Origin of the sequence: Halolactibacillus halophilus, assembly GCF_900115605.1 — a bacterium.
Taxonomy (GTDB): domain Bacteria; phylum Bacillota; class Bacilli; order Bacillales; family Amphibacillaceae; genus Halolactibacillus; species Halolactibacillus halophilus.
The window spans coordinates 14,653-41,502 of record NZ_FOXC01000012.1; the positions used below are offsets into that span (position 1 = coordinate 14,653).

Consider the following 26,850-nt stretch of genomic DNA (forward strand, 5'->3'; position numbering starts at 1 on the left):
AATGAAGATAACTATCACAAGAAGTGCATACGAATAAGCCTGTCAGCTGACAGGCTTATTGTTGTCTTTATTATGATTCGTTTATGACAGCAGCGTCGTTATTTCTTTACGATCGCATCGATTTCAACTTTTACACCTTTAGGTAGTTGAGACACTTCCACAGTGGCACGTGCGGGATATGGCGCATTTAAAAATAAACGATACGTGTCATTGAGTGCTTGAAAATCATTTAAATCGGTCACATAAATCGTAAACTTCACGACATGATCAAGGGATACTTTCGCTTGTTCACAGATGGCTTGTAAGTTCTTCATGACTTGTTTCGTTTGTTCAACAATATCCTCACCAACAACTTCCATTGTTTCAGGGTTTAGTGGAATTTGACCTGAAATAAAGATTAAATCACCGGCATCAATGGCTTGTGAATAAGGACCAATGGCTTGTGGCGCATGATTTGTTTGAATTTCTTTTTTCAATCGACTCATCCTCTCGTCAGTATTCCTTAAATTTTAACATAATTCAGTTAATTTGGTATACTATCCGTAACAACTATTTTAAAATCTATCCATACCGAAAGGGGTCTATTATGTTTGAAACATTCACTTTAGCCACACATCACCATAGCGAGATGATTGAAATTACCGAGCCAATTGAACAATACGTAAAAAATATAGGTGTTCGTGACGGTATCATCATCGTATCAAGTGCGCACACTACAGCGGGGGTTACGGTGAATGAAAATGCTGATCCCGATGTTAAAACCGACTTTTTAAGACGTTTGGATGAGGTCTATCCTTGGGAGCACACTCGCGACCGTCATATGGAAGGGAATACCGCCGCTCACTTAAAGACAAGTACTGTTGGACATAGCCAGACGATTGTCATTGATCGCGGCAGACTTGTCCTTGGTACGTGGCAAGGAATATACTTCTGTGAATTTGACGGGCCAAGACAACGCACCTATCACGTGAAAGTGATGCAAAGTTAGTAAAATCCCCACCTCCATTTTTATGTCGGACGGGGATTATTATGAGTTTTTAAAAAATCATTAATGTCTCGGTTTAGCTGTAGATGAGCGTTTCACAAGCACAGGATCAAACACAACAGATTCAACCGGTTCTTGTTTCTTTCTCTGCATACCACTTTGGTCTTTTACTAAGCTAAGAATCATCTTAGCAGCAACTTTACCTAACGCACTTTGCGGATGTTTCACTGTCGTTAATTTTACTTCAGAGACTTCCGCAAGGAAGGAGTCATCAAACCCAATAATCGATAAGTCTTCAGGAATGGCTAAACCTTTCTTACGTACAATATCAAGTAAGGCTATCGCCAGTTCATCATTATAACAAACAAGCCCCGTTGGCCGTTCTTTTTCAGGTAACGCCAACAATCTCTCAAGTTCCGCTTGAGGGTGGTGGTATTTCCCCTCTGTGTTATACAGAATGATATGATTCGGGTTAATATTTAGGCCGTGTTTACGGTGCGCTTTTAAATAGCCTTTCATCCTCTTTAAGCCTTGACCTTCATCATTTTTAAAGAATCCTAAAATATTCGTATGACCTAGTTCAATTAAGTGCTCCGTCTGCAGGAACCCACCATGTTCATCGTTCAAGGTAATACTTAGCGGTTCGAGTTCATCATAGAAAGCGTTCATCATAATGTAAGGAATGTTTTGGCGCTCTAGGTTTAAATAATAATTAATGTTTGGATTACTCACTGCACTTTTTGTCGGTTCGACAATAAGACCATCAAACTGTTGCGTCAGAATCTTTTCTAAGAACCGGCGTTCATTATCATGGTCATTGTTCGTACTAAATAGACTCACATGATAACCTTGTTGACTTAAGTAAGACTCCGCCCCGCGAATAATCGATGGAAAGATATAATCCGAAATATACGTCGTCATAATCGCAATATTTTTTTGATGATTGATGCGTTTAGACTGTTTTTCTTTTGAACGATCCGCGCAAAACGTCCCTGCGCCTTGTTCTCGGTATAGCCATCCCTGGTTCACTAATTCACCAATGGCTAAGCGAACAGTGTGACGGCTGACACCAAATTGTTTCATTAACTCACTTTCTGAACTGATTTTTTGATGAGGCTGAAAAGTACCGTCTAGAATCTTTGATTTAAGCGCTTGTTTAACAATACTGTATTTTGTCTGCATAAGTTACACCTCTTACATTCTTTTGACTTATTAATTTCTTTTTAGTTTAACATAAACTTATCTGAAATCAGTCAGAAATGCGCTAAAACTCATGAAGTATCGATGCCGTTCATACCTTGATTGTCACATAAACATCACACCAAAACCTCTTTAGCACTGATGTCTTTGAGGTTTTTTAAATATCTACTATCGTTTCATTATAAAGTAGCATACTTATACGTATGTTTAATACCCTAAACTACTAATGATATAATTATAAACACAACAAACCAGAACTTATCAGCTTTTTTAAAACTAAAAGAACCAAGAAAAACCTCTATTTAATAAGGTTTTTCTTGGTTTTTTTTCAAAAATTTTGTTTTATAAATGTCTATCTGTCAACAATTAAATTTGTCCCCAAAATTATTAGCAGGCCCACCTCCACTCGTACAATCAAACGCAAGTGCTGATAGTACTTGGTCTACTTAGTTTTTTTCTAATCAATAGCAAGTGCCACCATTAAGTCCATAGTTTGTGACAATCACTTCAATCCCAAGAGAAAATGGTTGTCAATTGAATTAACAGCCCCTTTTAAATTATTGATTCAATCAAAATAGATCATGAAATATTGAGATTTAAATTATCATCAAAACAGCTTTTGCTCCCTTAATCGGAGTATAGGTATCGATTACGATTGTAAGATGTGGGCATGATAAAAGATGATGGTTCTCGTCCCCTTAATCGGGGTATAGGTATCGATTACAAATGAGAAAAATTATGTCGAAAGAAGTAACATGTTCTCGTCCCCTTAATCGGGGTATAGGTATCGATTACAGAAACATGCCACTAGCTCTTAAGGCAGTGGAGTTCTCGTCCCCTTAATCGGGGTATAGGTATCGATTCCGCACAAGCATGTATTTTGTACCGGGGTGTTACAGTTCTCGTCCCCTTAATCGGGGTATAGGTATCGATTGTTATGACCTTTGACGAGGTAAAAGACTTTTACTTAGGTGTTCTCGTCCCCTTAATCGGGGTATAGGTATCGATTGCCTAGCAAACTAAAAGGAGATGGAATCATGTTAAGTTCTCGTCCCCTTAATCGGGGTATAGGTATCGATTTTAGGTGCGGTAGGCTATCGCGACATTTACAAAATCAAGTTCTCGTCCCCTTAATCGGGGTATAGGTATCGATTAAAAACAAGATTAGATAGTTGCAACGACATCGATCGTTCTCGTCCCCTTAATCGGGGTATAGGTATCGATTGGACAACATGAGGGGATATATAAACTACCTTGCAGGTTCTCGTCCCCTTAATCGGGGTATAGGTATCGATTGAAACAAATGAGAAAACTTATGACAAAAGAAGTGACTTGTTCTCGTCCCCTTAATCGGGGTATAGGTATCGATTGGCAATAAAACAAAAACAGAGGAGATGTTGAAAATGTTCTCGTCCCCTTAATCGGGGTATAGGTATCGATTGATGTTGGAGGGAGCACACTTTGTAATGAAACTAGTTCTCGTCCCCTTAATCGGGGTATAGGTATCGATTGTATGTGAAATTAAATCAGATCACTAGCGACGTTGTTCTCGTCCCCTTAATCGGGGTATAGGTATCGATTCTTGTGTCTGGTCAATCGGAGCAAGAATGGACGGGGTTCTCGTCCCCTTAATCGGGGTATAGGTATCGATTTGACGGGGAATTTGATTGCGGGAGCCGTGGACTAGTTCTCGTCCCCTTAATCGGGGTATAGGTATCGATTCAAAATTAAAACAATGATAGAGATGTACAAAAACGGTTCTCGTCCCCTTAATCGGGGTATAGGTATCGATTCATTCACGAATTTATGAGAGTAAATCAGCAAGGGGTTCTCGTCCCCTTAATCGGGGTATAGGTATCGATTAGAAAACTAAACTTAGCTAAGATAAGACGTTTAGATGTTCTCGTCCCCTTAATCGGGGTATAGGTATCGATTTACAGAAAACAACTAAGAGATCTAAGACGGTTTGAAGGTTCTCGTCCCCTTAATCGGGGTATAGGTATCGATTATGAGAACATTTAAAATCGAGAACTTAAACCTAGAGTTCTCGTCCCCTTAATCGGGGTATAGGTATCGATTGGAGCTTGTGATAAAAAAGCTGAAAGCGTTGATAAATCAATATTTCACAAGTTTATTTATCGGTCAAAAAACAGGCATGAGGTGCTAACTTTATATGGTCTCTGCCCGTTTTTTGACCGAATTTTAAAAGAATCTTAATCGTGGCTGACGAAATGTCTTATTAACTGCTTTATCACCCAAGATGGTTATTTGATTATCATTTACATCATCTGGCAATAAATAAAGAGTAATAGCACCTGTATCTGGTAGTTCTTCTTTAAGAACTTCTATTACGCGTTCTCTCGTTGCTTGTTGTTTAACTTCTCTTTCATACAAACTAAATTGCTTCATTGAAAAACCTAGTTCAACTAAACGCTTACGATACTTAGCCGCTTGTCTACGTTCTTTCTTAGTTTCTCTTGGTAAGTCAAAACATACAAGAAGCATCATTGTTATCGCCCCATTTCAATATAACGAGGGAGTTTCAATGGAGCCGAACTTTTGTTTTCAAGACAAGCTATATACGATTCAATCGATACTCGAACAGCATCGGTCAATGTATATATTTTACCATCAATTACGCACTTTTCAAAGAAGATTTCTAGTAATTCTTTTTTAACTTCTAACGTCAACTCTTCCCGATCATTTAAATAGACCTTCTCATATATCATCGCATCTACAAATGGTCTAAATGCTTCAATAAAGTCGTCAGAAAGATTAAAAGGATTTTCACTCGAATGATGTTCAATACCAATACTAGGCTCTAATCCAAAGAATGCTAGTTCTTTTCGTATTAACGCCCTGATAAGGGCATAAGTATAATTTAAACTGGCATTAACCCCATCTTTATAACGTCCTCTTTTAAACCCTTCACCAAATAGCTGGACAAAATACTCTCTTGCTGCATATGCTTCTCGGTTTTTCCGGTCCCCTTGATCAACCGTTTTACTAATTTGTCTAAGTTTATCTGCTTGAGGCTTCTTTTTTGCGATGTATTCAATAACCGCGGCCTGATTCATAATTTTCTCAACCACTATTTTTCTCCATAAACGCTGTTTATTTTTTTTAGGAAGTGATAGTTGACTAATCAGCCGCTCTAACTTTTTTGAATGACCATAATCATTAACAATGACCGATTGCGGGATATGTTTATGATCACAAAATAGAATACCTATGTTCTCTGTCAAACTTACCGTAATCACACGCTTTGAAAAGTAACTTCTTTCATTATCAAATACAAGCCATTCTACATCAGCAATCGGAATAAATACTTCTGCTTTTGTGATTTGATTGACCAATCGAAAACTGTTCTTGCGAACAGAAACATAATGTTGGTGTTCTACATACACAATATCTTTCATCGACGTCGCCCCATTTCAAATAAGTCGAATCAGTGATTTAACAATGCTTTAAATCTTTCATTTTTATTGTCAAAATAATTCAAGTTATGTGATTGTATGTTCGAATAAACATGTATAAGTAGCGCATTAACTGCTTTTACCGCTTGAGAAAGTTTATCCCTCACTTCTAACTGATCATCAGCCTGCCCGTTATCAATCATCGAAAGTTCTTCTAAACGATGTGCTATACCGTTACGTAAATCATTTATCATCTCAATTGTTTTCAAGTGACTAAACACCATCCCATCACCCTCAAGTAATTTTAGAATATCAAAATAATTAACAAACCCTAGCACTTTACGATCGTCCAATTCCCAACCTTTCTTCGATAAGAAAGATTGATACTCTTCAGTGAATTTAGAGGAATAATGACGGTTAAAAAAGGGCGAAGGTTGCCCTCTATACTTTCGATATTGGATAAGTTTTGGGTAATGTTTATTGATATAGTGTTCCGTAATAAATTCAGCTATTGACTTCACTCTTATCAACGTCTCAGCGTAATCTCTTCTTTTATACCGCATATTGAGTAAAAGACAATGTGTTAATGCAAGCCGTAAAGCTTCATTTTTACGACCAGGATATTCAGCATGAATCTCATCAAATACTCGATGCATTTTTATATTTTCACTTAATGTCTTCAGTTCATTTTTTATTTGATTGGCATGAGGAAGTGATGAATTTTGAACAATCAGGAAGAACGCAGCATTATAGTCATAGTTATCAATAAGACTACTCAACTGACCTTTTACAATTATTTCTCGAAATGATAAAATATCAATTTCCGCACAACGCGATAGAAATCCATTCTCTTCCTCATTCACAATGTCAAGATCTATTTCTTGATCAGCAGGCGTGGCATATTTAGTGTTGGCATTGCTATTGTTCATCGGTGTACTCACTTGTAGGCAGCGTTTATTATCAGGATATGCAACATATTCAAGACATAATGTTGCCCCCATTTGTGGCGTGCCACTCGAGACATTCATTAATAATTCATCGGCGGGATAACGTTTCATTAATGATGTTATATGGGCGTGAAAACAAGCTTTATAACTATCATAATCATGTTCTTTTTCGATAGACTCAATACAAAGATCGACGTCCGTTTGCGGAGATACTGCCTGAATAATCTTTTCCCACTCAAAATGTTTGTGACCTAAAATCACTGTTCCTTTTGAATATTTTCTATCTTCCCATATACTTTCAGTAAAAAATAACCTAACAAATTCTGGTTGATATGTACGAACAATATTTAACATGGCACCATCTCTATCATTACGCCACGGGTCACTATTTCCAATCGGACTAAATAATACCACCATTTGTATCCCTCCCTCGTAACGACTTCGGTGAATAGATAAGAAGCACTAACCTATAAGGTTGTGCCCCTTATCGCTTAATGATTATCTCGGTAACCAAGAAGCTGTAGTAAGTCATGATTTATTATCTCAAAATAGTTCATCCACTTGTCTTCTACGTCTAAAGCTGCTTTAATTAAACCCTGTGAAGCTGCATAAATATTTTGACCTTTAACTTCTTTTTGATTCAAAGGTTTAAACCCATGTGCGACCTTATTTCTTAAATGATTTATCGCTAATACTTTATTTAAATGAGTCAAAATAACAGATTCTGGTTCTAGGTAACAAAAGATATTCACATAGATTGGCAAACTTAAATAACTATCAGGATTAAAGGAAATATTCCCTCCCGTATCGGCACGGGCTTTTTTTGCTTCATCATCAAGAAATATATGCAAATCATGATGTGTTTTTTTACTTAAATACCATTTCTCATAGCGATATTCCATCAAATCAGGATACTTCACATTTAAATAATATTCCGATATAGCCTCGGCTAAATTTTTCGTACGTATTAATACTTCACTAATAAGCTGCCTTTTATGCTGTAACTGAATAGATAAAAAGGCATTAAGTAAAATTTTCTCTTGTTCATTTAACTCTGATTTATTCACATCTGGCAAAGGTTCTTGGAATTTTACTAAGTTGAGCAGTGACTCTAGTGCCTTGATCATAGTCGCGCGTTTCTTTTTACTTGTTAATTTATGTTTAAGCAACAACCGATAAGCACCTTCATAATCGTACTCCTGAATTAAATCAGCAAATGTACGCATTAATAAAACCTGATTGAACTTCTCACCCTTATCTTCAATAATACGCACTTGAAAATCTGTTGATTGATCTTTATTTGTTGCGATAAGCTCGCTAATTTCTTGCCCTGTTGAATGTTTAATTCCTTCATTTGAAGCAAACTGAGGTGTAGCTACTTGAAAGGCTCTGACATTATAGCCACTGATTCGATTAATTGAAAATAGGGCCGATATTATTTGCGGCGTGCCACTTGAAAGGTTCAATAACACTGCCTCTTCGTCCTGATAATACGCATGAATAATGGGATATAACAAATCAAACATAGTATCAAAAATAAATACAGATTTATTAGATATAACGGTAGCATCTTGTGTGACGATAGGATCGTACCCATCAATCGATTGTAACGCTGCTTCTATTGCATCATGCTTTAGAATGGAGCGTTCCGAATGAATTAACACTATTTTTTCTGGTCGATAGACCCGCGCAATATGGAGTAGCGGGCCATCATGATAATTTCTAATTGGGTCTGTATCCCCTACACAAGAGATTAATGTTGCCACAAAATTATCCCCCCTCTTACTCGATTTCTTTATAAATGAAATTACATTTTCCCATCTCATAAAAATCGTCTTGATTTCCAATCAAGTTCTTTTTACCTGAAGGTGTCTTAAATGTTTTATTTTTAGCTTTAGTTAGCTTAAACATACCCTTTCCCTTCATCTCTGTTAAACAACGACGTCTTTCAGGGTTATCTATGTTAATGATTGTCTTTGTCCAAAAGCCACTGCCAGATCCAAGGTAGATAGGATATTGTACGTTGTCTTGCACGAAGTTTTTAGGACAGGTGGATAAGAAATATTCCTTATAATGCTTATAATGTTGTTGCGATAACTTGCCTAATCGATCAATGAGGTCAATAGCCTCATCACCAACGGCTGTTATCTCAAAAGATACTCTAACAAACGGCTTAATACTCTCACGATATATTGGTAATGGATTTGGTTTCTTTTTAGGTACCGAATAATCCCATTTTTGCGCTAAAATCAGATCAGAAGAAGCTATAGGCTCACTATCTGTCACCCGTATATTATGGAACACATCGTTGTAAGGCTCGTTCTTTTTTGATCCCCAAGGGACAACATCTGTTTTAAAATGTTCATTAGCCAATATCGTTCGAATCGCCCCTTTTAAACTACTACCAGGAATATACGCCTGTCCGTAGGGGTCTTTCATAAAACTCGTTATCTCATTTATATTTCCTTTAGGTGTATTTTTTTCTGCGACTAACTCTAAACCTGTTTCAGCTATCTTATACCCAGAAAAGTCTCGGCGATCAATGTGATGTTCTTTTAGAAATTGTGCCAAGCGCGGGGTTTTATAGTGATTACGATTGCCACCTTGCATTAGAAAGGATTCAAATGCTTCAACCGTTTTAGCACCTCGCTGCTCAATCACTTGATACAACTTAACCATATCTGGAAAGTAATATTGTCCACCTTCGTAAATATATTCTTTTTGCGTATAATGCTCACCACTTCCTATGTGCACTGGGGCCATGGTAAGTAATTTGAACTCATAACGCTTTCTATTTTGCTTCACCGTATAATCCCCCTATCTAAATATTAAGTGCAAAGAAGAAGCCTTTAGCATAATTCCACACCGGATGAGGAAAATCGTCTGGTTTTACATCTCTGATGTTACCTGTAAACGATCGCTTAAAAGTTGAGCCTGCTTTAAATTTATATAAATCCTGTTTTCGTAATTGATTCCCTACACTTTCACTGTAGGTAAAGCCACTCGATTTCTTAATCATATAATAAGCACCTTCAAGACTACCCGCTAACTCTTCATCCGTCGGAACACTAGTTGATAATAGCAGCTCTGCTTGAGCATCCTTTGCTTGCAACCTACTTAAAAATTCTTTAGGAAGGTCTTGTTTTTCTAATATGAATTGCCCATAGCCTACTGACCGTTTTCCACCTATACCACTGTATTGGAGACTTTCCATTAACAGATCAAATAACACACTTTCTGATGCTATGACATATAGTGATGCTTTAAAAGCTGTCATACCAACCTCAAACGGGTCTTCTCCTTTTTTCATTACCGGTTCATGCGTTTCTAACTGTTTTTGCGCCTGTGCAATTTCTTCGATACTGGCTCGTTGCTGTAAAAAATCATCAAACTGATGCCATGGAATATAGTTTATTTTTTTCACTTGTTTTGCTTGTCGTCTCACTTCTTTGAGATCTTTTCCACTGTCTTCTTTATGTTTTGGATAACCAATTGGCTTAGGAAGATAAGGCTCATCATTTATATAAGGGAATGCGTCACTCAACACAAAAGTTTCTTTATTAGCTTCTTTAAGAAATGCATCCGCTTCTCCTAATTTAAGCGCTTCGATAAACAATGCACTGAACAGACGGCCTGAATCAAATGCGTCATGACTTTCATTTAAATGACCTTCACCAAAATGAGCATGATCAAAACTCATTTTGTATAATTTGATTGTCATTCTTATCCCTCCAATTTCGCATTCAGTTTCGATACATCATATGTTCCAAAGACCGTCTCCGCTTTTAAATCATTGAATTTAATTTTCCCGTAACCACGGCTACCATTTCCGCCTAAATAATCTAATTCCAGTAACTTTAGACCAGCAACAATTGTTTCGAAATCTTCTTCTACTTCATCTACATTATTCATTTCATAAATAAGTTCAAAATTAAACGTACTTCCTTTAATAGAACGCTCAATCTGACGTGGTTTAGCTTTTGAGGTGATACGATTGATAGTATTTTCAAATTTCGTCTCAGTAAATGTTCTCACACCACGTTCATTTAATGCTTCTTTATTTGATAAAAAAGCATCTCTAAACAACAATCGGCCTTTAATTAGTTGCGCGCCATTATCTCCTCCGCCTGATGTTGCCCCAAATAATCGGGTGATTTTCGGACTATCAGCATTTGGATTATCTGCCACTTTAGTGTTGCAAGCTTGTGCTAGTAACGTACGTGTTTTACCTTTCAGGCTAGATCCTGGGATAATCGGTAGATTAGAAATAGGATCTTTTACTACAGGTGAGTCTACTGCGCCAATAGCGGCAAATGCCGTACTTCCTCCAATATGTAAACCACTTAATAATTCAATCGCTCCTGTTAATTTAATTTTCGCAAAGTTATTCATAGTAATCTCCTTTCTATAATTGGTCACGACCACCATAGTATTTAAAATAAGCAACTAACGCTTCCATGTAACGACAAAAACGAATCAATTCTTTTTTATCTTTATTATCTTGAACACGCTTTAATAGCGTCAAAATATCCGCTAGTTCTATGAGTTTTTTCACTCCACCATTACGACCACTCTGATACACAAACTGTACACGCAAGTAAGCTAAACGATCGATAATCTGATCAAAATCATAAGACTGCGCTTCCGTATAAATAACACTAGTTAAACTTAATAAGTGACGCAATTGACTCGTTGTTAATACATCTTCTTTTTTGGGTCCACCTTTAAAATTCTTCTTCTCTAACTCTTTAATTACTTCCTCTGCTTCTGATACATAAGTTTCTTCTTTAAAATGAATATCAACCCTATTTAGCTGAGGTCTCGAGGAGTGTCCATGATTAGGTTGTTGATAAGTTGCCATGTTATCCATCCTTTCTTGTTTCATATACATATAATGTTAAAGCAAGTTCGGCTTGACGAATTTGCTCCGCATCATCAAACCAATCTTTCATGTTATCTCTAAATGTCGCAAAAAGTTGTTTGTCTTTTGCTGTAGACTCTAAGCGAGCTAGATAATAAGCTAATCTTGCAAAAGCAATTCGGTCTTTTTCATCTCGATCCCGAATTAATTCAATTAATTTATAAATAAACGCTTTTCCACGTTCATCTTGTTGATTGAAAAAGTCTCTAATAATCGGTAATTTACCGTAGTAAACATCTTCAACAAACGTATCATACTTAAAGGTGTGAATTTCAGAAAACAACGTAATACTATCTTTCCCATTACTTTTCGCTGCTTCTTCTAAGTCACCTGTTATGCGCGCCATAATATTAATAGGAGTCTTGTCATGAAACAGGCCAATGCCTGTTGAAAGTGTTAATTTGTCATGCGTCCATTTTTTGAAGTGTTCTCTAAATTCAACCGCAAAATCTAACACATCATCCCATGCGCCTAATAAGAAGACGTCATCGCCACCTGCATAAACAATGGTTAGCTTTAGCTCTTCTGCGAAGAGGTTGATATACAGCTTAAAGAACATGCTCATACTTCTTGAGAAAGCGGCAGTGCGAGTAAAGGTGTTATAAATCCCATTATCTTGGTGAGAAAAGCCTGCCATGAAGGCATAACCTAAATCATCAACATCACATCTTAAAACAGCTAAACGCTTGATACCTTCAATTTCTCCATTGACCTTTGTCCACTCTCGGTTAGCATAATCACTAAACTGATTGCTTTCAATAGCATTATAGTCAGCGATCCACAAATGTGTCGCTTGGTTTTCACCTGTATTGAATTGATTCTTAGCATAAACATATCCATCTACCTGACGGTTTTTAATTTCATGTTCTGTTGTGCGATGCAAATAGGCATGAGGACCCACTGGTAACCCATCTTGCTTTTTAGTATTCACAACAAAATATTCTCCTAATTGCACATTTCGAGAAAATGATTCTAATTGATCACAGAGGTAACATTTATCCTCATCCGCTTTTAGATGATCAACCGTATGACAAATCACACACTCGCGTCCTGCTTTTTTTCCACCGCCATTTAATTGTTGAATCGTCTCAGCTGAGTATCTTGATATTTTTTTTGAAGAGACTTCTTCAGACACCTCTTTGAAAATTTTGCGATAAACTTCATTCGTATTACCTTTCATTACTTGGCTCGCATGAAAAGTTGTGTAACCAAAACTGACATACAAAGCCGTTGAATATTTTTCTAAGAAAAAGGCATTGAATGCTGCTTCAACAGACTCAATTTTTTCTTTTGCTTCAGTAGTATTAGGTAAAATGAAATAAGCATGTCCCCCACCAGAATAAATAAGATTAGCACGAGAAAGTGACATTTCCGATAACAATGTATCAGCTAAATATTCACTAATCATTTCTAAGTAGAAGGAACGACTACGTAATTGCTTATGCGCACCCTTACTCGCGATTGTATAAATAAAATCTTGAATACCTGAAAGGTCAAAGCTAACGAGTAAGAAGGCATCTTCTTGATAAAATTCTTTAGCTTGTTTAAATAAAGTCTGCTTGTAATTCGTTTCTTGTTGTTCCTCTAAGTATAAGTAAATACAACTCGCAAACGCCGTTGTCATCTTTAAGTGGTCATATAGTGATATATCAACAACTTCTTTTAAATTTGTTGAGCTCGGAATAAAGCTTGCCGTTGCTTCTAAAAGATTTAACGTACTCTGGACATATTCTTTTGTAAACGCCATCACTTTTAGGGACTCTTCTAAACGACGAACGATACCACCGTAATCCGCACTTGAAAATTCTTTTTTTGACTCTACAGGAAATAACTTATCCATGCTTAAATCTAATTCCTTCGGTTGGAAAAACCTCTTTGTTGGTGCTGTTCCAAATTTATTAAAGACATCTTCAAGGTTTGTTTTCGCATCCCATTGTTGATTAACTTGTTCATTATGTTCACGTCGGTCAACGCCACTCGCTATATTATCAGCTAGATATGTAATATAAGCTAAGTTGTCATCTTCGACATTAGATTGACTTAGTTCTTGATAATGGTGATATGACACTTGGTCGAGCACAGCTTTATCAGGTTCGAATTTCCGCATGAAATCCGCTCCTATTTTTGAATGCTTGATTCGCTGTTGTGTTGAGCGTTGCACCATTTTACCGACATCATGCAAGATCGAACCATAAAATAAATCTAGAAGTTTATTATCCATGTCTATCTCCTTTCTTTATCTCTTGATATTCAATCGCTCCCATTCCCATACTTGTTTTTATACCAACCCCAGCATAACTGCCAAACCTCAGTAACATGTTTAAATAATTGGCCAACGTTTGATTACCAAAGCAACTTACCTTAATAGTGCCAGTAAAGCCAGGTATAAAGGACTTATGTATAGGATAATAGGTTGATTGCACACGATAACTCACTATTTTTGTTTTAGCTACTAATTCATTTAATAAATCTTGATCAACATGGTTATTATTCTCAAAAATCACATTATACTTTCTCATTAAGCTTTGATAGATTAACCTTAAGTCTGGGAAAAAATGATATTCTCCATCTACTTTAAAACTAGTAGATGTGTAAAATTCAAGTCCATATTTTTTCACCGCATCCACTTGATAGAATGTTTGGCTCAAATCTTTTTCTGTAAGAACTTTGACTACACGTTCTTTAATCATAAACTCCTTTTGTTTTGAAGAGGTTAGATAAATAGCATTTAGACCATCACTAAGTAGCACATTGTCAACCTCTTGAATAAGGTCATCTTTTAACACTGTTACAATGAATTCAGCCATACCATTTTTTTGCTTCACAGATATTGTGTAAGGCTTGATTATTGATTCATGGAGAGCAGTTGCCACTTCATTTGGTAATTGATGTAATAACCATCCTTGAAAATAAACACCTAGTTTATTGTCCCTCTTATTAGTACTATCTTCACATCTTAAAATAATCTTTTTCATCAAATAGTCATCACTCCCCAAAGATAAACGTTACCCTTAGTATACACGTAAATGGAAATCCATGTCCAATTTTTCGTCAGAAAATTGCTTTTTTTCATACAAAACCAAAAGCATACCTCTACAGATTTCCCACTGTAGAGGTATGCTTTTACAAATAGTATATACATATAGAGTTATCTTTATAAATACTCTATATATCATGCTAGTGGTGCTTGTTTATACTTTTATCCGCTTAGACAAAAAGATCATGAATCACGCGGAGCGCTTTATTCATTTCTTCTTCTGTCGTCGTTAATGGTGGCAAGATCCTCATTACATTAGGTCCGGCCATCACAAACAACGTCTGCATATCTTCTCTTGCCTTATTCACATAATCAATCGCTGGTTCGACTAATTCTAAACCAATTAAAAACCCACTTCCGCGGACAGCTTTAATCTTTTGACTTGCTTCTTTTATTTTGTTTAGTTCAGTTACAAAGTTATTGGCTTTTTGGGTCACTTCTGATAAAAAGCCAGGCTCAAGTATGGCTTGTAAAGTCGCAAGTCCTGCCGTTGTCACCAGCGGATTGCCTCCAAAGGTTGAGCCATGCGTGCCTTTTGAGAAAGCTTTAGCTACCTCCGTTTTTGCCAGTAACGCCCCGATCGGAAAACCTGAAGCTAACCCTTTAGCGGACGTTAAAATATCTGGTTCAAAGCTATATTGTTCATATAAGTAAAGCGTACCGGTCCGGCCGACGCCGGTCTGGATCTCATCAACAATGATGAGAACGCCTGCTTGTTGACACTTTTCAACTAAGGCTTGCACCCACGCCGCCTCAGCAGGAATAACTCCGCCTTCCCCTTGGGTCAGCTCTAACATAACCGCCGCTGTCTCGTCATGGATTAAATCATCCAGCGCTTTTTTATCGTTATAAGGTAAATAACGAAAACCGGGCATGTGCGGCGTAAATCCGTCTTGAATTTTTTCTTGCCCTGTTGCCTTTAATGTTGCCAGTGTACGGCCGTGGAACGATTGTTTAAAGGTCACAATCTCATATCGGTTCGTTGCTTTTATTTTTTGTTGGTAGCGTCTGGCGAGCTTAATCGCGCCTTCATTCGCTTCTGCTCCGCTGTTACCAAAGAACACTTGATCAAAGACCGTATGTTCAGTTAGCAGCTTTGCTAGTGCTTCTTGTGGTTGAATATGATAAAGATTAGACACATGCCACAAGTTATTTAATTGGTGTTCAACCGCCTGCTTGACACTTGGTGGCCGGTGACCTAAATTACACGTCGCAATGCCAGCCGTATAATCTAAATATTTAATCCCCGCATCATCATAAACATATGACCCTTCTCCGTACGTTAATGTAATCGGAAAACGGCCATACGTTTCCATTAACGGACTGATCGTTGTTGTATTAGACATAAGCCACCTCACTTAATGTAATCCGCGTACCAACAGCTTCTCCAGCGATGAATTGATGGATTGCCCTTTCCTCTAATCCACTGACAATCGCCACTTCTGGTACCCCTTTATCTAAGGCCTCAAGCGCAGACTGGACTTTTGGAATCATTCCACCATAAATTGTCCCCGCTTCAATTAACGACTCAATCTCTTGCTGAGATAAATGATTAAGGATACGTTCATCTTGTTTCACACCTGGAATATCACTAATAAATAGGAGTGGGGCTGATAAACAATCGGCAATCGCAGCTGCGGCCATATCGGCATTGACATTGTAACGCTGCGCGTCAGTTCCAAGTGCTAATGGTGAAATAACCGGTATGTAACCATTTGTTGTTAAGGTCGTTAAGAAGTCATGGTTCACATCAGTCACCTCTCCGACATAACCAATTTGATCAACTTTTGTCACCGGGACAGCTTTGAGTAAGCCACCATCGACCCCGCTTATGCCCACAACCTTATCGTTAAAAACTGAGAGCTTACGAACAATTTGTTTATTGACAGCCCCACTTAAGACCATTTCAACAACATCTAGTACTTCATTTGTTGTCACCCGTAAACCATCGACAAAGGTTGACGTCACATTTAATTGTTTTAATTTTGAAGAAATCATCGGGCCACCCCCGTGCACAATTACAGGTGCAACGTCATGCGTTGCTTTTAGGGTACCAAGCATCTCAAAAAATGATTCCGGTAACGCATCGACAATACTACCACCACATTTAAACACGATCGTCTGCATAAAAACCCCTCCTTTACGTCCGGTAAGACGCATTTATTCTGACATAATCATAACTTAAATCACAACCCCAGCCGTATGCTTCACCTGGGCCTTCACCGACACTCACATCAATAGTGACATCAGTTTGTTGTAAATATTGTTTTGCCGCGTCTTCACTAAAGACGACCGGTACACCGTGATTGACAACCATCATCTCACCTAGCTTTACACTGACCTGATTGGGATCAATTGGTTCACCGCTATATCCAACGGCAGTAATAATCCGCCCCCAATTGGCATCCGCACCATGAATCGCTGTTTTGACTAAGTTAGATGAAATCACGGCTTTCCCTATCTTTTGGGCACTTTCATCATGTGCGGTCCCTGTTACATGGACTTCGATTAGTTTCGTTGCGCCTTCCCCGTCTCTGGCGATTTCTTTGGCGAGGGTTTGGCACACATACGTGAGTGCTTCTTCAAACAGTGCGTAATCTGTGTGTTCAGCTGTTAGTGGAGTATGTTGTTGCTTGCCATTTGCTAGTACAAGCACCATGTCGTTAGTTGATGTATCCCCGTCAACGGTGATCATATTAAATGACTGATTTGTGATCGCTTTTAACGATTGATCAAGAGCTTCTTTTTCAATATTGGCATCCGTCGTGATAAAGCTCAGCATCGTTGCCATATTCGGGTTAATCATTCCAGAACCTTTAGCTGCACCTGCAATCGTTACCGTTTTACCTTCAATTTCAATTTGAACCGCCGCCCGCTTTTCTTTTGTATCTGTTGTAAGAATCGCCGTTTCAAACATATCACTCGTTTGTGTCTGTCGGTTCATCTTATTAATACCCGCTTCAATTTTATCCATCGGCAATAATTCTCCAATCACACCCGTTGAGGCAACAGCAACATGATGTTTTAATACACCAAACTGCTCACTCATTAAGTCTCGCATTTTTACTGCATCTTTATCTCCTTGTTCTCCGGTACAAGCATTAGCCACCCCAGAATTAACAACGAGCGCTTGAATTTTACCATCTATTTTGATATTTTCTTGGGTAATTTTTAGTGGTGCTGCTTGAAAACTATTTAATGTATACACCCCAGACGCCACAGCGGGGACATCTGAATACAGCCAAGCTAAATCTAATTTCTTTTTTCTAATCCCAGCGTGTAAGCCACCTGCTTCAAACCCCGTTGGGGTTGCGATATCACCCTCTATTATTGTGAAGCCTTTTTTTAATGTCGTCATCAATTTGCCCATCCCCTTTCACATGAATTATGGATACAGCGGACTAAGATTTAATCCTTCTGTTTCATCTAAATCATAGATCAGATTCATATTTTGAATCGCTTGTCCTGATGCCCCTTTTACTAAGTTATCAATCACTGATACAATAATCAGACGTTTGGTTCGTTCATCAACGGTGATGTGTAAATCACAATAATTAGAGCCATACACTTGTTTTGTTTCCGGTAGACTGTGACTCGGCTTCACTCTGACAAAGGTACGGTCTTGATAGAACGATATGAATCGTTCCCTAATCGCCGCTTCACTCACATTTTTAGTTACATTCACATACATAGTGACTAAAATACCGCGTGTCATCGGTACGACGTGTGGCGTGAAGTTAATATAAATTGATTTTTCAGTCTTTTCAGATAAAAAACGTTCGATTTCCGGCGTATGCTTATGTGTTCCAATTGCATACGCTCGCGTATTTTCATTCATCTCAGCATAGTGCATGCCCTGTGATAAAGACCGTCCAGCCCCAGAGACACCCGTCTTCCCGTCAACAATAATCGACTGTGGATCAATAAAATCTTGGTCTATAACAGGTAATAAACCGAGTAATGTTGCGGTTGGGTAACAACCTGGGTTAGCGATTAGCTGCGCGTGTTTAATTTTCTCTGGATAGACATCCGCAAGGCCAAAGGCCGCTTGTTTTAAATACGCTTCACTGGCAGTTGTTTTTTTATACCAAGCTTCATAAACAGCTGGGTCACTTAAGCGAAAATCACCTGATAAATCGATGATTTTAACATCTGTTTCTAATAAAGCAGGCACCCACTGATGACTAACCGCTGGTGGTGTCGCAAAAAAGAGCACATCAATATGTTCAGCCACGTGTTCAACCGTTAGCTCCTCCATAGGGTTATCAATGATCGATGCCAAATGTGGGTACACCTCACTGATCGGCGTGCCTTGTTTTGATTGCGAATAAAGATGGATGTTCTCTACCGCTTGGTGGTTGGTTAAAAAGCGCATTAATTCAACCGCCCCGTAACCTGTTCCTCCAACAATACCTACGTTCATCTTCATTTCCTCCTCTTAAAATCCGTTCCTCTTTGTGATTAATTATTATACTTCATTATGTATTTTTATACAACCTTTTTCTTTATTTCATCGTATAAAAGTTATTTAATTGAATATTTATTCGTATTTTACGTATAAAACCACATAGAAAAACCCCTTCTTTTTGTTCAGTCATCTTGACCAAACGCTAAGAAGAGGTAATACGAATCCTCATATAATGAAGGTTGCTGTTCTAATTTATTCTTTCAATCTTTTTATACATCTCTATCATTTCTTTTACGAGTGTGGCAATGGTTTCTGTGCTCATTAACTGATCTTCTGCGTGCATAAACAACATAGAGAATGCAACTGGCTCACCCGCCGCTTCTTTTTGAATAAGTGACGCGTGCACCTTGTGTCCTTCAACAAAGTATTGATCAGCTTCTTTCAGCTTCTCTTCAGACTCATCGTAATTACCTGACTTTGCGGCACTAAGTGCTTCCATTACTAAACTTTTTGCTGTTCCTACGTTACTAATAATTTGAAACGAAATCATTTCAATGCTGTTTTCTTCCATTTTAGTTCGCCCCTTCAATATTGTTTATCTGTTTTCTAGGTTTTACATAGCAAGTGATGTAACTGATAATTATTTATTGTCGATTAATTTAATCGCTTGTGCCAATACGTTTACACCGTTCATCATGCCATAATCTTTCATATCAATTATATCAACTGGAATATTCTTTCCTGCCATCTTTTTATCAAATTGAGGTTTCATATAGCGAACTTGCGGTCCTAATAAGAGTACATCAATATCTTTTTCTAATAACGTTTGATCTACTTCTGATGCTGATACTGCCGAAATATCTGATTCAACATTTTGCTCTGCTGCTACTTTTTGCATTTTTGTTACTAATAAACTTGTACTCATACCTGCTGAACATACTAATAAAATTGTTTTCATCTTAAAAAACCTCCTAAAATATTATCTTCTTATTTCACGTTCATATCATTGAACGTTACTAGTTTATTATGGCATAAACACATAATTATTCGACTAAACGGAAACTTGACCAAGGTTTTAAGTAATCTAATAAGAATATCGCGTCTTTTTTAATGACACCGACGACATTCCGTTCACCTTCGTTTTCAATAGGAGCTAGCGCAATTTGCGTTTCGCCTTTATATTGACCGAAGTCGTTGCTTCCAATAATGACGTCACCTTTATCAATTTGCTGAACGTCACGCACCGGGAAATCTTCTGCTTTATATTTAATACGTGTTGCTGTTGAACGAACCAGATACTTCGAGCGATCTCCTCTGAATACGTGTGTTTCTTCAAATAAGATTTTCTTTTCTACTTCTGATAAACCATCGTAACTTTCCATTGGTAACAATGGATGTGGGGAGAAGAAAGCTTCTGACATTGCTTTTAATTCTTCTTCAGACGCATAGGCATTTCCGATAATTAAGTCATCAATCGTGCCCATTAAACGAAAATGTGTGACTTGCGTTTGAATATCTAAGAATCGGTGACTTTCTAAAGTACATAAACCTAACTGTACAGGCCATGGACCTAATTCACCAACTTGCGACGTAACAAATGCAGCTGTCGTTAAATGATATTTATTAAAGGTTGCTGTAGTATCTTCAAAATGTTCTTGAGAAATACCTGTATATTTTTGTGGGTAGAAGTTATGGGATGCACATAAATGATCTGTATTTGGGTGATAACTCATAATATTATCAATGTATTTTGTACCACTACTCATATTCACTTCAATTTTTAATCCGTAAGGATTCTTTGTCATCATCGCTTCTTCTAAACCAGTAAATCCTAGATCCAGCCTTAAACCCGAAGCACCTAATTCGTTAAAAAAGCTCAAGTCATCGTAACCGATCTCTAATTGCTTAAATAGACTTGGGCTAATATCTAATATTGTTTCCATACCAATAGAATTTCCATAATCAATGGTCCGTTTATATTTATTAATGACTTCCGTCGTATCGCCTTCAATTTCTAGTAAGCTTGTGAAGATTCTCGTAAAGCCATACTTTCTGGCTAAATCAAGATAAGCTCGGTCTTCTTCAAATGTACTTTTAGATAAGTAGAGTGAGACGCCAATCCTCCGCATATGCATGCTCCTTTTTGGTGATTATTATTCTAATTAATCAAATCGTTAAGCTGTAGTGTGTGTCTTTTGTTGCCCTCTATAGGTTGCCTCAATTTGCTTTAACATCTCATTAAACTTTTTCTTTTTCAAAAATGACCAGACCACCCCAACAAAAGCATCGTTTAACTTCTGTATGAATCCACCATTTGTTTCTACCACTTCAGAGTAATGTAATTCACATGTTGTTTCATCAATAGGATGCATTTTATAAGCAACAGTAAATTTATTTTTATTACTGTTAGTTCGATATTCATAGTATTCATTTTTAATGAGTGCTGTAATTTCAACTGTGGCTGATGCCGATTTAGAAAATGTTTTAGTATACTGAAAGTCCACTAATGCTGCTTCGGTTACATTTTGATTTGTTTGCTGCTTTATATCCGCTAATACTGAGCGAACAATCATATCATAAAAATATTCAACCGGGACATTTAGTTTTTTTGAAAGTTCCATTTACTCCACCTGATCTTTTGATAATTTATGTTGTTTTTCTTTTCTGATCATCACAATACTTAATACGATTAAAAAGCCTGCTGTGACTAAACTCAAAAAGTCATAGGTGCCACTTTTGGCATCTGCTGCAAAAATAATCATTAAACAACCAATACTAAGAAAAAATAAGCCCCATTTCCCCATGTTCAACATCCTTTTTATTTATGCCATATCTTATCTAGCCCTTGTTCCTCTGGCTTTTTGATGCTTTTCCATCACATAGTAACTGATTAATGACTCAGTATTACTAATTACAAGGCACGCTTCGAAAGTAAAGCACCGTACCCCATGGTTCAGCCTTAATTGCGCTTTTAGCTATCTTCGCCGCTTCTTCTAAGTCACTCGCATTTGTTTCAAAATATAGTGAGATGCCCTTCTTTTCTTTAAAAGTAAATGTTACGTCATCTGTATTAATGGCTGTTAGTAACTCAATAATTCGGTCTTGTTGTGTTGGCGAACTAATTTCTATCATTTTAAACTTCTCCTTTCTATTTATACTGTGAATATTTTTTATCAGTGTTCATGAATAACCTGTCAAATATTTGTCTTCGATTAATTTGAGAGACAAAGGACACTCATTAAAGTGGCCTTTGTCTAGCTATATAAGGTTATATTATTCTTGAGCAGATTCTGCTGATTCTGGCTCGACTTTGTTAGCTGCCATAACAAATGGTACCCAAATGACAAATGATGAAAGCATCGCAACCAATGTTACGATTGGCGCACGCCAGTCAGCACCTGTCGCTAAGAACGATAGTAAGAATGGCGGTGTAACCCATGCTACTTGTTGCGACACCGGATCGACTAATCCTGCGATTGTGGCAAAGTAACCAATTGATACGGAAACAACTGGCGCCAATAAGAATGGGAAGAACATTACAGGGTTTAACACGATTGGTAAACCAAACATAATCGGTTCATTAATGTTAAAGATACCAGGTCCAACCGAAAGGTTGGCAACTGTACGATAATCTTTACGTTTAGAGAACATAATAATCGCAATGATTAAAACAATCGTTCCCCCGGAACCACCAAACCATGAGTAAGCATCAAACGATCCTCTTACCCACATATAACCCTTTTCAAGTACAAGTTCTGTACCACCTTGTTGGAACAAGTTAATATTTTCAATTTGCGCAACGCCGAATACACCCTCTAAAATTGGTGCTAATACGTTTGGTCCATGAATACCAAAGAACCAAAATAATTGAACGAATAGTGTAACTAAGATAACTGCCCCAAACCCTTGTGATAAACCAAGAAGTGGTCTAGCAATTGTTTCTTGTATCCAATCTAAGAACGTCATACCTGGAACAAGTTTTGAAAATACGAAGTAGAAGATTGATGCGACGTAAAGTGCCACTGTTGCTGGAATAATCGCTGCAAAAGCTTTAGAAACAGCTGGCGGTACCGTATCAGGTAATTTAATTGTAATATTTGCAAGCATCAATTTAGCAAAAATAATTGTTGATACAAAACCGATAATCATTGCAGTAAAGAAGAGGTTACCGTTTAAGTTTCCTAAAGGAATCCAGCCCCAACCACCAGCGGTGATATCCGTAGCTGTCGCAGCCCATCCAGCTTCGTTAATCGAAGCAATGGTTCCTTCATCTAAACTCAAGCCACTTAATGTACCTGAGAATGAGAACGTTAACCCAGCGACTGTTGCAGCTGTAGATACAATCCCACCGGAAAGCTCGTTGACACCATAGGCTTTAGCTAAGTTATATCCCCACGAAAAGACAAAGATCAACCCAGCGATGGCCAAGGTCCCATTCCAGACAAAACCATTAATCCCGATGATTTCCCTAATAATCGGAATCGAGTTTCCATCATAACCATCAAAAAATTGCGGTGGTAAATCTCTAATAATTGCGTTAATCATAACCGCGACCGAACCAGCCATTGTTGCTGGAATCGTTCCAATAAAGGCATCTCTTAAAGCGACTAAGTGTTTTTGCCCACCTATCTTACCTGCGATTGGAAGAAAGTATTTCTCCAACCATAACGTTAAAGCATTCATTCAAAAACCCCCTCATAGTTTTAACTAATTGTTTAAATATAATTGCTTTACACCTTTTGAGCACTCTTGCTCGCTTCGCATCACCCCTTTCAAATATCGCATATCATTCTTCCGGACATTCTCAATCTGTTATATGTAAGCGTTTGAGTTCAATAGAACAAAAAATGTTCTATATAATGAAACAAACTATGTATGATCGCTTACATATAATTATTACAAATCTAGGAGATGCTACGTTACATACTAGAAGTAACGCAGCATGTTCTCTCACATATTATTACTTATTAAATTGTGGTAAATACACTTTATGTGCTTCCAGTAATTCGTCTAATACAACCTTCGCACGATCTTCATCACCAATAAGTGGATTGGCAAGAAATGCGAGATAGGCATCTTCATACTTACCAGAAATACTTGCTTTAATTACTAGTTCTTCAAAGGCTTTCATCTTAAGAATGTCACCTTTTACTTGCGATGGTAAAGCGCCCGTGACAAGTGGCATAGGGCCTGATTTGGTAATCACACAATTCACTTCTACAACACTATCATCCGCAAGATCACTGATTGCACCGTTGTTTAATGTGTTGACGGTCATAATTTCATGGCTATTATTATAGATTGCTGACATTAAGCTACAAGCCACATCACTATAATATGCACCCCCACGAGATTCTAGTTCTTTTGGTTTCTCGTGAAGTGTCGGTTGTTTATATAATTCAAATAGTTTGCGTTCAACTTCTTGTACAACTTCTGAACGCGTACCATTTTCTTCGTATGATTTAACATCTTTTTCTAACGTTGCTTCTTGCTTGTAATAATATTGGTGATATGGATTTGGTAATAATTGAAGTGATTTCAAGAACGTTTCTGTCCAGCCTAAGTTAACTATGTTGGCTGGTGAGTAGTTCACCACTTGATCAATTAATCTGTCTAGCACTTCCTGCGTACGGTCGACACCGTTAGCATAGACTTTTTTACCGTATACAAAGTGGTTAAGTCCGACAAATTCAATTCTAACCGCTGAAGGATTAACTTCTAATACTTCTGCGATTGATTGTTGCATATTAAAAGGTATGTTACACACACCAATTACTCTCTTGTGTGGGCTATGATGTAGTAACGCTTCAGTTACCATACCAGCCGGATTTGTAAAGTTAATCATCCAGGCATCTGGACAAATATTATGAATATCATTTGCAATGTCTAGTAATACTGGAATGGTACGAAAGGCTTTGAAAATTCCACCTGCACCATTTGTTTCTTGACCAATCATGCCATGAGATAGTGGAATACGCTCGTCTTTTTCACGTGCTTTCAACCCACCAACTCTTAATTGTGTTGAAACAAAGTTAGCATCTTTTAATGCTTCTTTCCGATCAGTTGTCCAAGACAAATCGATTAGAACACCTGATGCTTCAATCATTCGTTTCGCTAGTTCACCTACAATCGACATTTTTTCGAACCCTTCGTCGATATCTACTAATACGATCTGTGATACTGGAAATGATGCGTGACGGTTAATTAATCCTTCGATAATTTCCGGTGTATAACTAGATCCTCCCCCTATAATGACCAGCTTCATATAAAAAAACTCCTTTTTTAATTCTATATTTATTTTGTAATGGCTTACATTTAAAATGTATCATACAATTTAAATATTGTAAATACATTTAATAAAAAATGTTTTTTTAAAATAAATTGTTACTACTTTTGATGAAGTTTGTTATACTAGACACGGATGTCTTTTCATGAAGGGATGATTTTATGGCAGAGAAACAAGCACTACATGCTTTTATTAAGGAAGAATTAATAGAACGGATCAAATCCAAAGACTATAAAGTAGGTGATCAGTTCCCAACTGAACTTGAAATTTGTGATGAATTTAATGTCAGTCGAACGACAGTTAGAATTGCCTTATCTCAACTCGTTCAAGAAGGCTACCTTATTAGACAACGTGGCAGAGGAAGTTTTGTTGCTGAACCTAAAGCACATCAGACACTTTCTCCTACTAATGAACATTTTGGTCAACAATTGAAAGCGCAAGGTAAAAAAGGAGAAATTATCGCTAAATCAATTGAAGTGATTGCTGCAAAAGGATCCATTCAGGAGCGCTTCGGGTTAAATGAAGCCGACCCCATTCAAAAGATTAAACGGACTCGAATGGTGAATAATGAAATAACTCAATATGAAATCGCTTATATTCCTTGGCAAATTGCTCCTGGAATTAAAAAAGAACAAGTAGAGAACTCACTCTACCAAACCTTAACGAAGGATTATAATATTGATATTCATAAAACAACAGAAATCTTAGAAATCACTTTGGCCGATAAAGACATTAGCCATTATTTAGACTGCGAAGTCGGGCATCCATGCTTTTTTATTGAAACAATCGCCGAAGACAAAACTGGTAGAGTTATTGAATTTTCTCGTTCTTACTTTAGAGGTGATAAGACGAGCTTCAAAGTCGAGCGACTTTATTAAAAGTATTCAAATGTATATACATTTGAAAATATTCGAGGGGGATTTTGATGAAAGTCATTATCAATGCAGATGATTTCGGTTTAACCGAAGGCATAAACAAAGGAATTATTAAAGCGCATACAGATGGTGTGGTTACAAGAACGACATTAATGATGAACGGCACAGCTGTTGACCATGCTGTTAAAGCAGCCAAAGCTACACCTTCCTTAAAAGTAGGCATACATTTAGTTCTGTCATACGGCAAACCTTTAAGAGATGATGTAGATTTACTTATTAATGAATCGGGGGCATTTAAAACGACAAAATTTGAGGAAACATTAAATAATGAAGAAATCAAACAGATTGAACAAGAATGGGAAACACAAATACAAGCCTTTTTAAACACTGGTTTAACACTTGATCATATCGATAGCCATCACCATGTTCATGGATGGGATTGTTTGCAACCGGTTATTAAGCGCTTACAAGAAAAACATCAAGTGCCTGTTCGCCTTACTGAGCACATACATAATCAGACTGATATGATACTCACTGAAGCTCTCTGGTTAGATTTTTATGATAAATTAGCTCAGCCAGATCTTTTTGAGAAACTTCTTGAGTTAAACGTCGATTCTGTAGAAGTTATGACACACCCAGCATATATTGATGACGCACTTTTAAAGGTATCTTCTTATACTGACGAGCGAGAGCGAGAGTTGGATCTTTTAACATCTATGAAAGTTCTTGAAGGCATTGAATTGTGCTGAAATTGTACAATATAAAAAGCGTTCGT

The 26,850-nt window shown here is 37.4% G+C and carries 27 protein-coding genes and 1 CRISPR repeat array; of the genes, 3 read left to right on the top strand and 24 right to left on the bottom strand.

The genetic code is table 11. The annotated features are described in order from the left end of the window. Positions 1-98 precede the first annotated feature (98 nt). Positions 99-476 (bottom strand): RidA family protein, encoded by a 378-nt coding sequence (locus tag BM098_RS05845; protein ID WP_200795835.1) that lies wholly within the window; start codon positions 474-476, stop codon positions 99-101. A 110-nt stretch (positions 477-586) separates the two neighbouring features. Between BM098_RS05845 and BM098_RS05850 the strand changes: the two genes are divergently transcribed. After that, entirely contained in the window at positions 587-988 is a 402-nt protein-coding gene (locus BM098_RS05850; protein WP_089831378.1) for a secondary thiamine-phosphate synthase enzyme YjbQ, read from the top strand. 60 nt (positions 989-1,048) lie between these two features. On the opposite strand, the gene BM098_RS05855 is transcribed toward BM098_RS05850, so the two are convergent. The 23 genes from BM098_RS05855 to BM098_RS05965 all read right to left on the bottom strand — a co-directional run bounded on the left by BM098_RS05855 (position 1,049) and on the right by BM098_RS05965 (position 25,179). Beyond that, positions 1,049-2,167: a GntR family transcriptional regulator gene (locus tag BM098_RS05855; RefSeq protein WP_089831380.1), complete on the bottom strand. Its 1,119-nt coding sequence runs from the start codon at positions 2,165-2,167 to the stop codon at positions 1,049-1,051. 633 nt (positions 2,168-2,800) lie between these two features. Next, a CRISPR array of direct repeats spans positions 2,801-4,264; the repeat unit is 36 nt; unit sequence GTTCTCGTCCCCTTAATCGGGGTATAGGTATCGATT. 123 nt (positions 4,265-4,387) lie between these two features. After that, positions 4,388-4,693, bottom strand: coding sequence for a CRISPR-associated endonuclease Cas2 (gene cas2, locus BM098_RS05860; protein ID WP_089831382.1), 306 nt, complete (start codon positions 4,691-4,693; stop codon positions 4,388-4,390). 2 nt (positions 4,694-4,695) lie between these two features. Continuing rightward, positions 4,696-5,604, bottom strand: coding sequence for a type II CRISPR-associated endonuclease Cas1 (cas1, locus tag BM098_RS05865; protein WP_089831384.1), 909 nt, complete (start codon positions 5,602-5,604; stop codon positions 4,696-4,698). A 29-nt stretch (positions 5,605-5,633) separates the two neighbouring features. Beyond that, a complete protein-coding gene (gene csm6, locus BM098_RS05870; protein ID WP_089831386.1) occupies positions 5,634-6,965 on the bottom strand; it encodes a type III-A CRISPR-associated CARF protein Csm6 in 1,332 nt (443 codons plus the stop codon). A gap of 74 nt (positions 6,966-7,039) precedes the next feature. After that, on the bottom strand, positions 7,040-8,314 hold the full coding sequence (csm6, locus tag BM098_RS05875; RefSeq protein ID WP_159430125.1) for a type III-A CRISPR-associated CARF protein Csm6: 1,275 nt from the start codon (positions 8,312-8,314) through the stop codon (positions 7,040-7,042). Positions 8,315-8,330: 16 nt separating this feature from the next. Further along, complete coding sequence (gene csm5, locus BM098_RS05880) at positions 8,331-9,353, bottom strand: type III-A CRISPR-associated RAMP protein Csm5 (protein WP_089831390.1); 1,023 nt, start codon at positions 9,351-9,353, stop codon at positions 8,331-8,333. A gap of 16 nt (positions 9,354-9,369) precedes the next feature. Then, a complete protein-coding gene (gene csm4, locus BM098_RS05885) occupies positions 9,370-10,269 on the bottom strand; it encodes a type III-A CRISPR-associated RAMP protein Csm4 (RefSeq protein ID WP_089831393.1) in 900 nt (299 codons plus the stop codon). Positions 10,270-10,271: 2 nt separating this feature from the next. Continuing rightward, complete coding sequence (csm3, locus tag BM098_RS05890; protein WP_089831394.1) at positions 10,272-10,940, bottom strand: type III-A CRISPR-associated RAMP protein Csm3; 669 nt, start codon at positions 10,938-10,940, stop codon at positions 10,272-10,274. A gap of 13 nt (positions 10,941-10,953) precedes the next feature. Further along, a complete protein-coding gene (gene csm2, locus BM098_RS05895) occupies positions 10,954-11,409 on the bottom strand; it encodes a type III-A CRISPR-associated protein Csm2 (RefSeq protein WP_089831396.1) in 456 nt (151 codons plus the stop codon). 1 nt (position 11,410) lies between these two features. Beyond that, entirely contained in the window at positions 11,411-13,690 is a 2,280-nt protein-coding gene (cas10, locus tag BM098_RS05900; RefSeq protein ID WP_089831397.1) for a type III-A CRISPR-associated protein Cas10/Csm1, read from the bottom strand. Further along, the gene (gene cas6 / locus BM098_RS05905) at positions 13,683-14,444 is read right to left on the bottom strand and encodes a CRISPR-associated endoribonuclease Cas6 (protein ID WP_089831399.1); all 762 of its coding nucleotides are present in this window, start codon (positions 14,442-14,444) and stop codon (positions 13,683-13,685) included. The genes cas10 and cas6 overlap by 8 nt, the downstream gene beginning before the upstream one ends. Before the next feature lie 232 nt (positions 14,445-14,676). Further along, positions 14,677-15,852 (bottom strand): aspartate aminotransferase family protein, encoded by a 1,176-nt coding sequence (locus tag BM098_RS05910; RefSeq protein WP_089831401.1) that lies wholly within the window; start codon positions 15,850-15,852, stop codon positions 14,677-14,679. Next, positions 15,845-16,633: an acetylglutamate kinase gene (gene argB, locus BM098_RS05915; protein ID WP_089831403.1), complete on the bottom strand. Its 789-nt coding sequence runs from the start codon at positions 16,631-16,633 to the stop codon at positions 15,845-15,847. Before argB ends, BM098_RS05910 begins: the two co-directional genes overlap by 8 nt. A gap of 13 nt (positions 16,634-16,646) precedes the next feature. Beyond that, positions 16,647-17,864 carry a bifunctional glutamate N-acetyltransferase/amino-acid acetyltransferase ArgJ gene (gene argJ / locus BM098_RS05920; protein WP_089831405.1) on the bottom strand — a complete coding sequence of 406 codons (1,218 nt, stop codon included), beginning with the start codon at positions 17,862-17,864 and terminating at the stop codon, positions 16,647-16,649. Positions 17,865-17,891: 27 nt separating this feature from the next. Next, positions 17,892-18,929, bottom strand: coding sequence for an N-acetyl-gamma-glutamyl-phosphate reductase (gene argC, locus BM098_RS05925; protein ID WP_089831407.1), 1,038 nt, complete (start codon positions 18,927-18,929; stop codon positions 17,892-17,894). Between the two features lie 232 nt (positions 18,930-19,161). Then, a complete protein-coding gene (locus BM098_RS05930; RefSeq protein WP_089831409.1) occupies positions 19,162-19,485 on the bottom strand; it encodes a PTS sugar transporter subunit IIA in 324 nt (107 codons plus the stop codon). A gap of 69 nt (positions 19,486-19,554) precedes the next feature. Next, the gene (locus BM098_RS05935; RefSeq protein WP_089831412.1) at positions 19,555-19,872 is read right to left on the bottom strand and encodes a PTS sugar transporter subunit IIB; all 318 of its coding nucleotides are present in this window, start codon (positions 19,870-19,872) and stop codon (positions 19,555-19,557) included. An 85-nt stretch (positions 19,873-19,957) separates the two neighbouring features. Next, positions 19,958-21,043: a DUF871 domain-containing protein gene (locus tag BM098_RS05940; protein WP_089831414.1), complete on the bottom strand. Its 1,086-nt coding sequence runs from the start codon at positions 21,041-21,043 to the stop codon at positions 19,958-19,960. A 45-nt stretch (positions 21,044-21,088) separates the two neighbouring features. Then, positions 21,089-21,535, bottom strand: a complete 447-nt coding sequence (locus BM098_RS05945) for a DUF3284 domain-containing protein (protein WP_089831416.1) — start codon at positions 21,533-21,535, stop codon at positions 21,089-21,091. Beyond that, positions 21,536-21,718: a hypothetical protein gene (locus BM098_RS05950; RefSeq protein WP_089831417.1), complete on the bottom strand. Its 183-nt coding sequence runs from the start codon at positions 21,716-21,718 to the stop codon at positions 21,536-21,538. Positions 21,719-21,821: 103 nt separating this feature from the next. Continuing rightward, positions 21,822-22,046, bottom strand: a complete 225-nt coding sequence (locus tag BM098_RS05955) for a hypothetical protein (RefSeq protein ID WP_089831419.1) — start codon at positions 22,044-22,046, stop codon at positions 21,822-21,824. Positions 22,047-22,187: 141 nt separating this feature from the next. Further along, complete coding sequence (locus BM098_RS05960; RefSeq protein ID WP_089831421.1) at positions 22,188-23,597, bottom strand: PTS sugar transporter subunit IIC; 1,410 nt, start codon at positions 23,595-23,597, stop codon at positions 22,188-22,190. Between the two features lie 277 nt (positions 23,598-23,874). Continuing rightward, positions 23,875-25,179, bottom strand: coding sequence for a 6-phospho-beta-glucosidase (locus BM098_RS05965; RefSeq protein ID WP_089831423.1), 1,305 nt, complete (start codon positions 25,177-25,179; stop codon positions 23,875-23,877). 182 nt (positions 25,180-25,361) lie between these two features. Between BM098_RS05965 and BM098_RS05970 the strand changes: the two genes are divergently transcribed. Together BM098_RS05970 and chbG are read left to right on the top strand one after the other, a co-directional pair. After that, on the top strand, positions 25,362-26,078 hold the full coding sequence (locus tag BM098_RS05970) for a GntR family transcriptional regulator (protein ID WP_089831425.1): 717 nt from the start codon (positions 25,362-25,364) through the stop codon (positions 26,076-26,078). Between the two features lie 47 nt (positions 26,079-26,125). Continuing rightward, positions 26,126-26,824, top strand: coding sequence for a chitin disaccharide deacetylase (gene chbG / locus BM098_RS05975; protein WP_089831427.1), 699 nt, complete (start codon positions 26,126-26,128; stop codon positions 26,822-26,824). The last annotated feature ends 26 nt before the right edge of the window (positions 26,825-26,850 follow it).

Excerpts from the sequence above, each read along its gene's own strand:
- BM098_RS05850 (WP_089831378.1), top strand. The coding sequence starts at position 587 with ATGTTTGAAACATTCACTTTAGCCACACATCACCATAGCGAGATGATT.
- BM098_RS05855 (WP_089831380.1), bottom strand. The coding sequence starts at position 2,167 with ATGCAGACAAAATACAGTATTGTTAAACAAGCGCTTAAATCAAAGATT.
- cas2 (WP_089831382.1), bottom strand. The coding sequence starts at position 4,693 with ATGATGCTTCTTGTATGTTTTGACTTACCAAGAGAAACTAAGAAAGAA.
- cas1 (WP_089831384.1), bottom strand. The coding sequence starts at position 5,604 with ATGAAAGATATTGTGTATGTAGAACACCAACATTATGTTTCTGTTCGC.
- csm6 (WP_089831386.1), bottom strand. The coding sequence starts at position 6,965 with ATGGTGGTATTATTTAGTCCGATTGGAAATAGTGACCCGTGGCGTAAT.
- csm4 (WP_089831393.1), bottom strand. The coding sequence starts at position 10,269 with ATGACAATCAAATTATACAAAATGAGTTTTGATCATGCTCATTTTGGT.
- csm3 (WP_089831394.1), bottom strand. The coding sequence starts at position 10,940 with ATGAATAACTTTGCGAAAATTAAATTAACAGGAGCGATTGAATTATTA.
- csm2 (WP_089831396.1), bottom strand. The coding sequence starts at position 11,409 with ATGGCAACTTATCAACAACCTAATCATGGACACTCCTCGAGACCTCAG.
- cas10 (WP_089831397.1), bottom strand. The coding sequence starts at position 13,690 with ATGGATAATAAACTTCTAGATTTATTTTATGGTTCGATCTTGCATGAT.
- cas6 (WP_089831399.1), bottom strand. The coding sequence starts at position 14,444 with ATGAAAAAGATTATTTTAAGATGTGAAGATAGTACTAATAAGAGGGAC.
- BM098_RS05910 (WP_089831401.1), bottom strand. The coding sequence starts at position 15,852 with ATGTCTAATACAACAACGATCAGTCCGTTAATGGAAACGTATGGCCGT.
- argB (WP_089831403.1), bottom strand. The coding sequence starts at position 16,633 with ATGCAGACGATCGTGTTTAAATGTGGTGGTAGTATTGTCGATGCGTTA.
- argJ (WP_089831405.1), bottom strand. The coding sequence starts at position 17,864 with ATGACGACATTAAAAAAAGGCTTCACAATAATAGAGGGTGATATCGCA.
- argC (WP_089831407.1), bottom strand. The coding sequence starts at position 18,929 with ATGAACGTAGGTATTGTTGGAGGAACAGGTTACGGGGCGGTTGAATTA.
- BM098_RS05930 (WP_089831409.1), bottom strand. The coding sequence starts at position 19,485 with ATGGAAGAAAACAGCATTGAAATGATTTCGTTTCAAATTATTAGTAAC.
- BM098_RS05935 (WP_089831412.1), bottom strand. The coding sequence starts at position 19,872 with ATGAAAACAATTTTATTAGTATGTTCAGCAGGTATGAGTACAAGTTTA.
- BM098_RS05940 (WP_089831414.1), bottom strand. The coding sequence starts at position 21,043 with ATGCGGAGGATTGGCGTCTCACTCTACTTATCTAAAAGTACATTTGAA.
- BM098_RS05945 (WP_089831416.1), bottom strand. The coding sequence starts at position 21,535 with ATGGAACTTTCAAAAAAACTAAATGTCCCGGTTGAATATTTTTATGAT.
- BM098_RS05950 (WP_089831417.1), bottom strand. The coding sequence starts at position 21,718 with ATGGGGAAATGGGGCTTATTTTTTCTTAGTATTGGTTGTTTAATGATT.
- BM098_RS05955 (WP_089831419.1), bottom strand. The coding sequence starts at position 22,046 with ATGATAGAAATTAGTTCGCCAACACAACAAGACCGAATTATTGAGTTA.
- BM098_RS05960 (WP_089831421.1), bottom strand. The coding sequence starts at position 23,597 with ATGAATGCTTTAACGTTATGGTTGGAGAAATACTTTCTTCCAATCGCA.
- BM098_RS05965 (WP_089831423.1), bottom strand. The coding sequence starts at position 25,179 with ATGAAGCTGGTCATTATAGGGGGAGGATCTAGTTATACACCGGAAATT.
- BM098_RS05970 (WP_089831425.1), top strand. The coding sequence starts at position 25,362 with ATGGCAGAGAAACAAGCACTACATGCTTTTATTAAGGAAGAATTAATA.
- chbG (WP_089831427.1), top strand. The coding sequence starts at position 26,126 with ATGAAAGTCATTATCAATGCAGATGATTTCGGTTTAACCGAAGGCATA.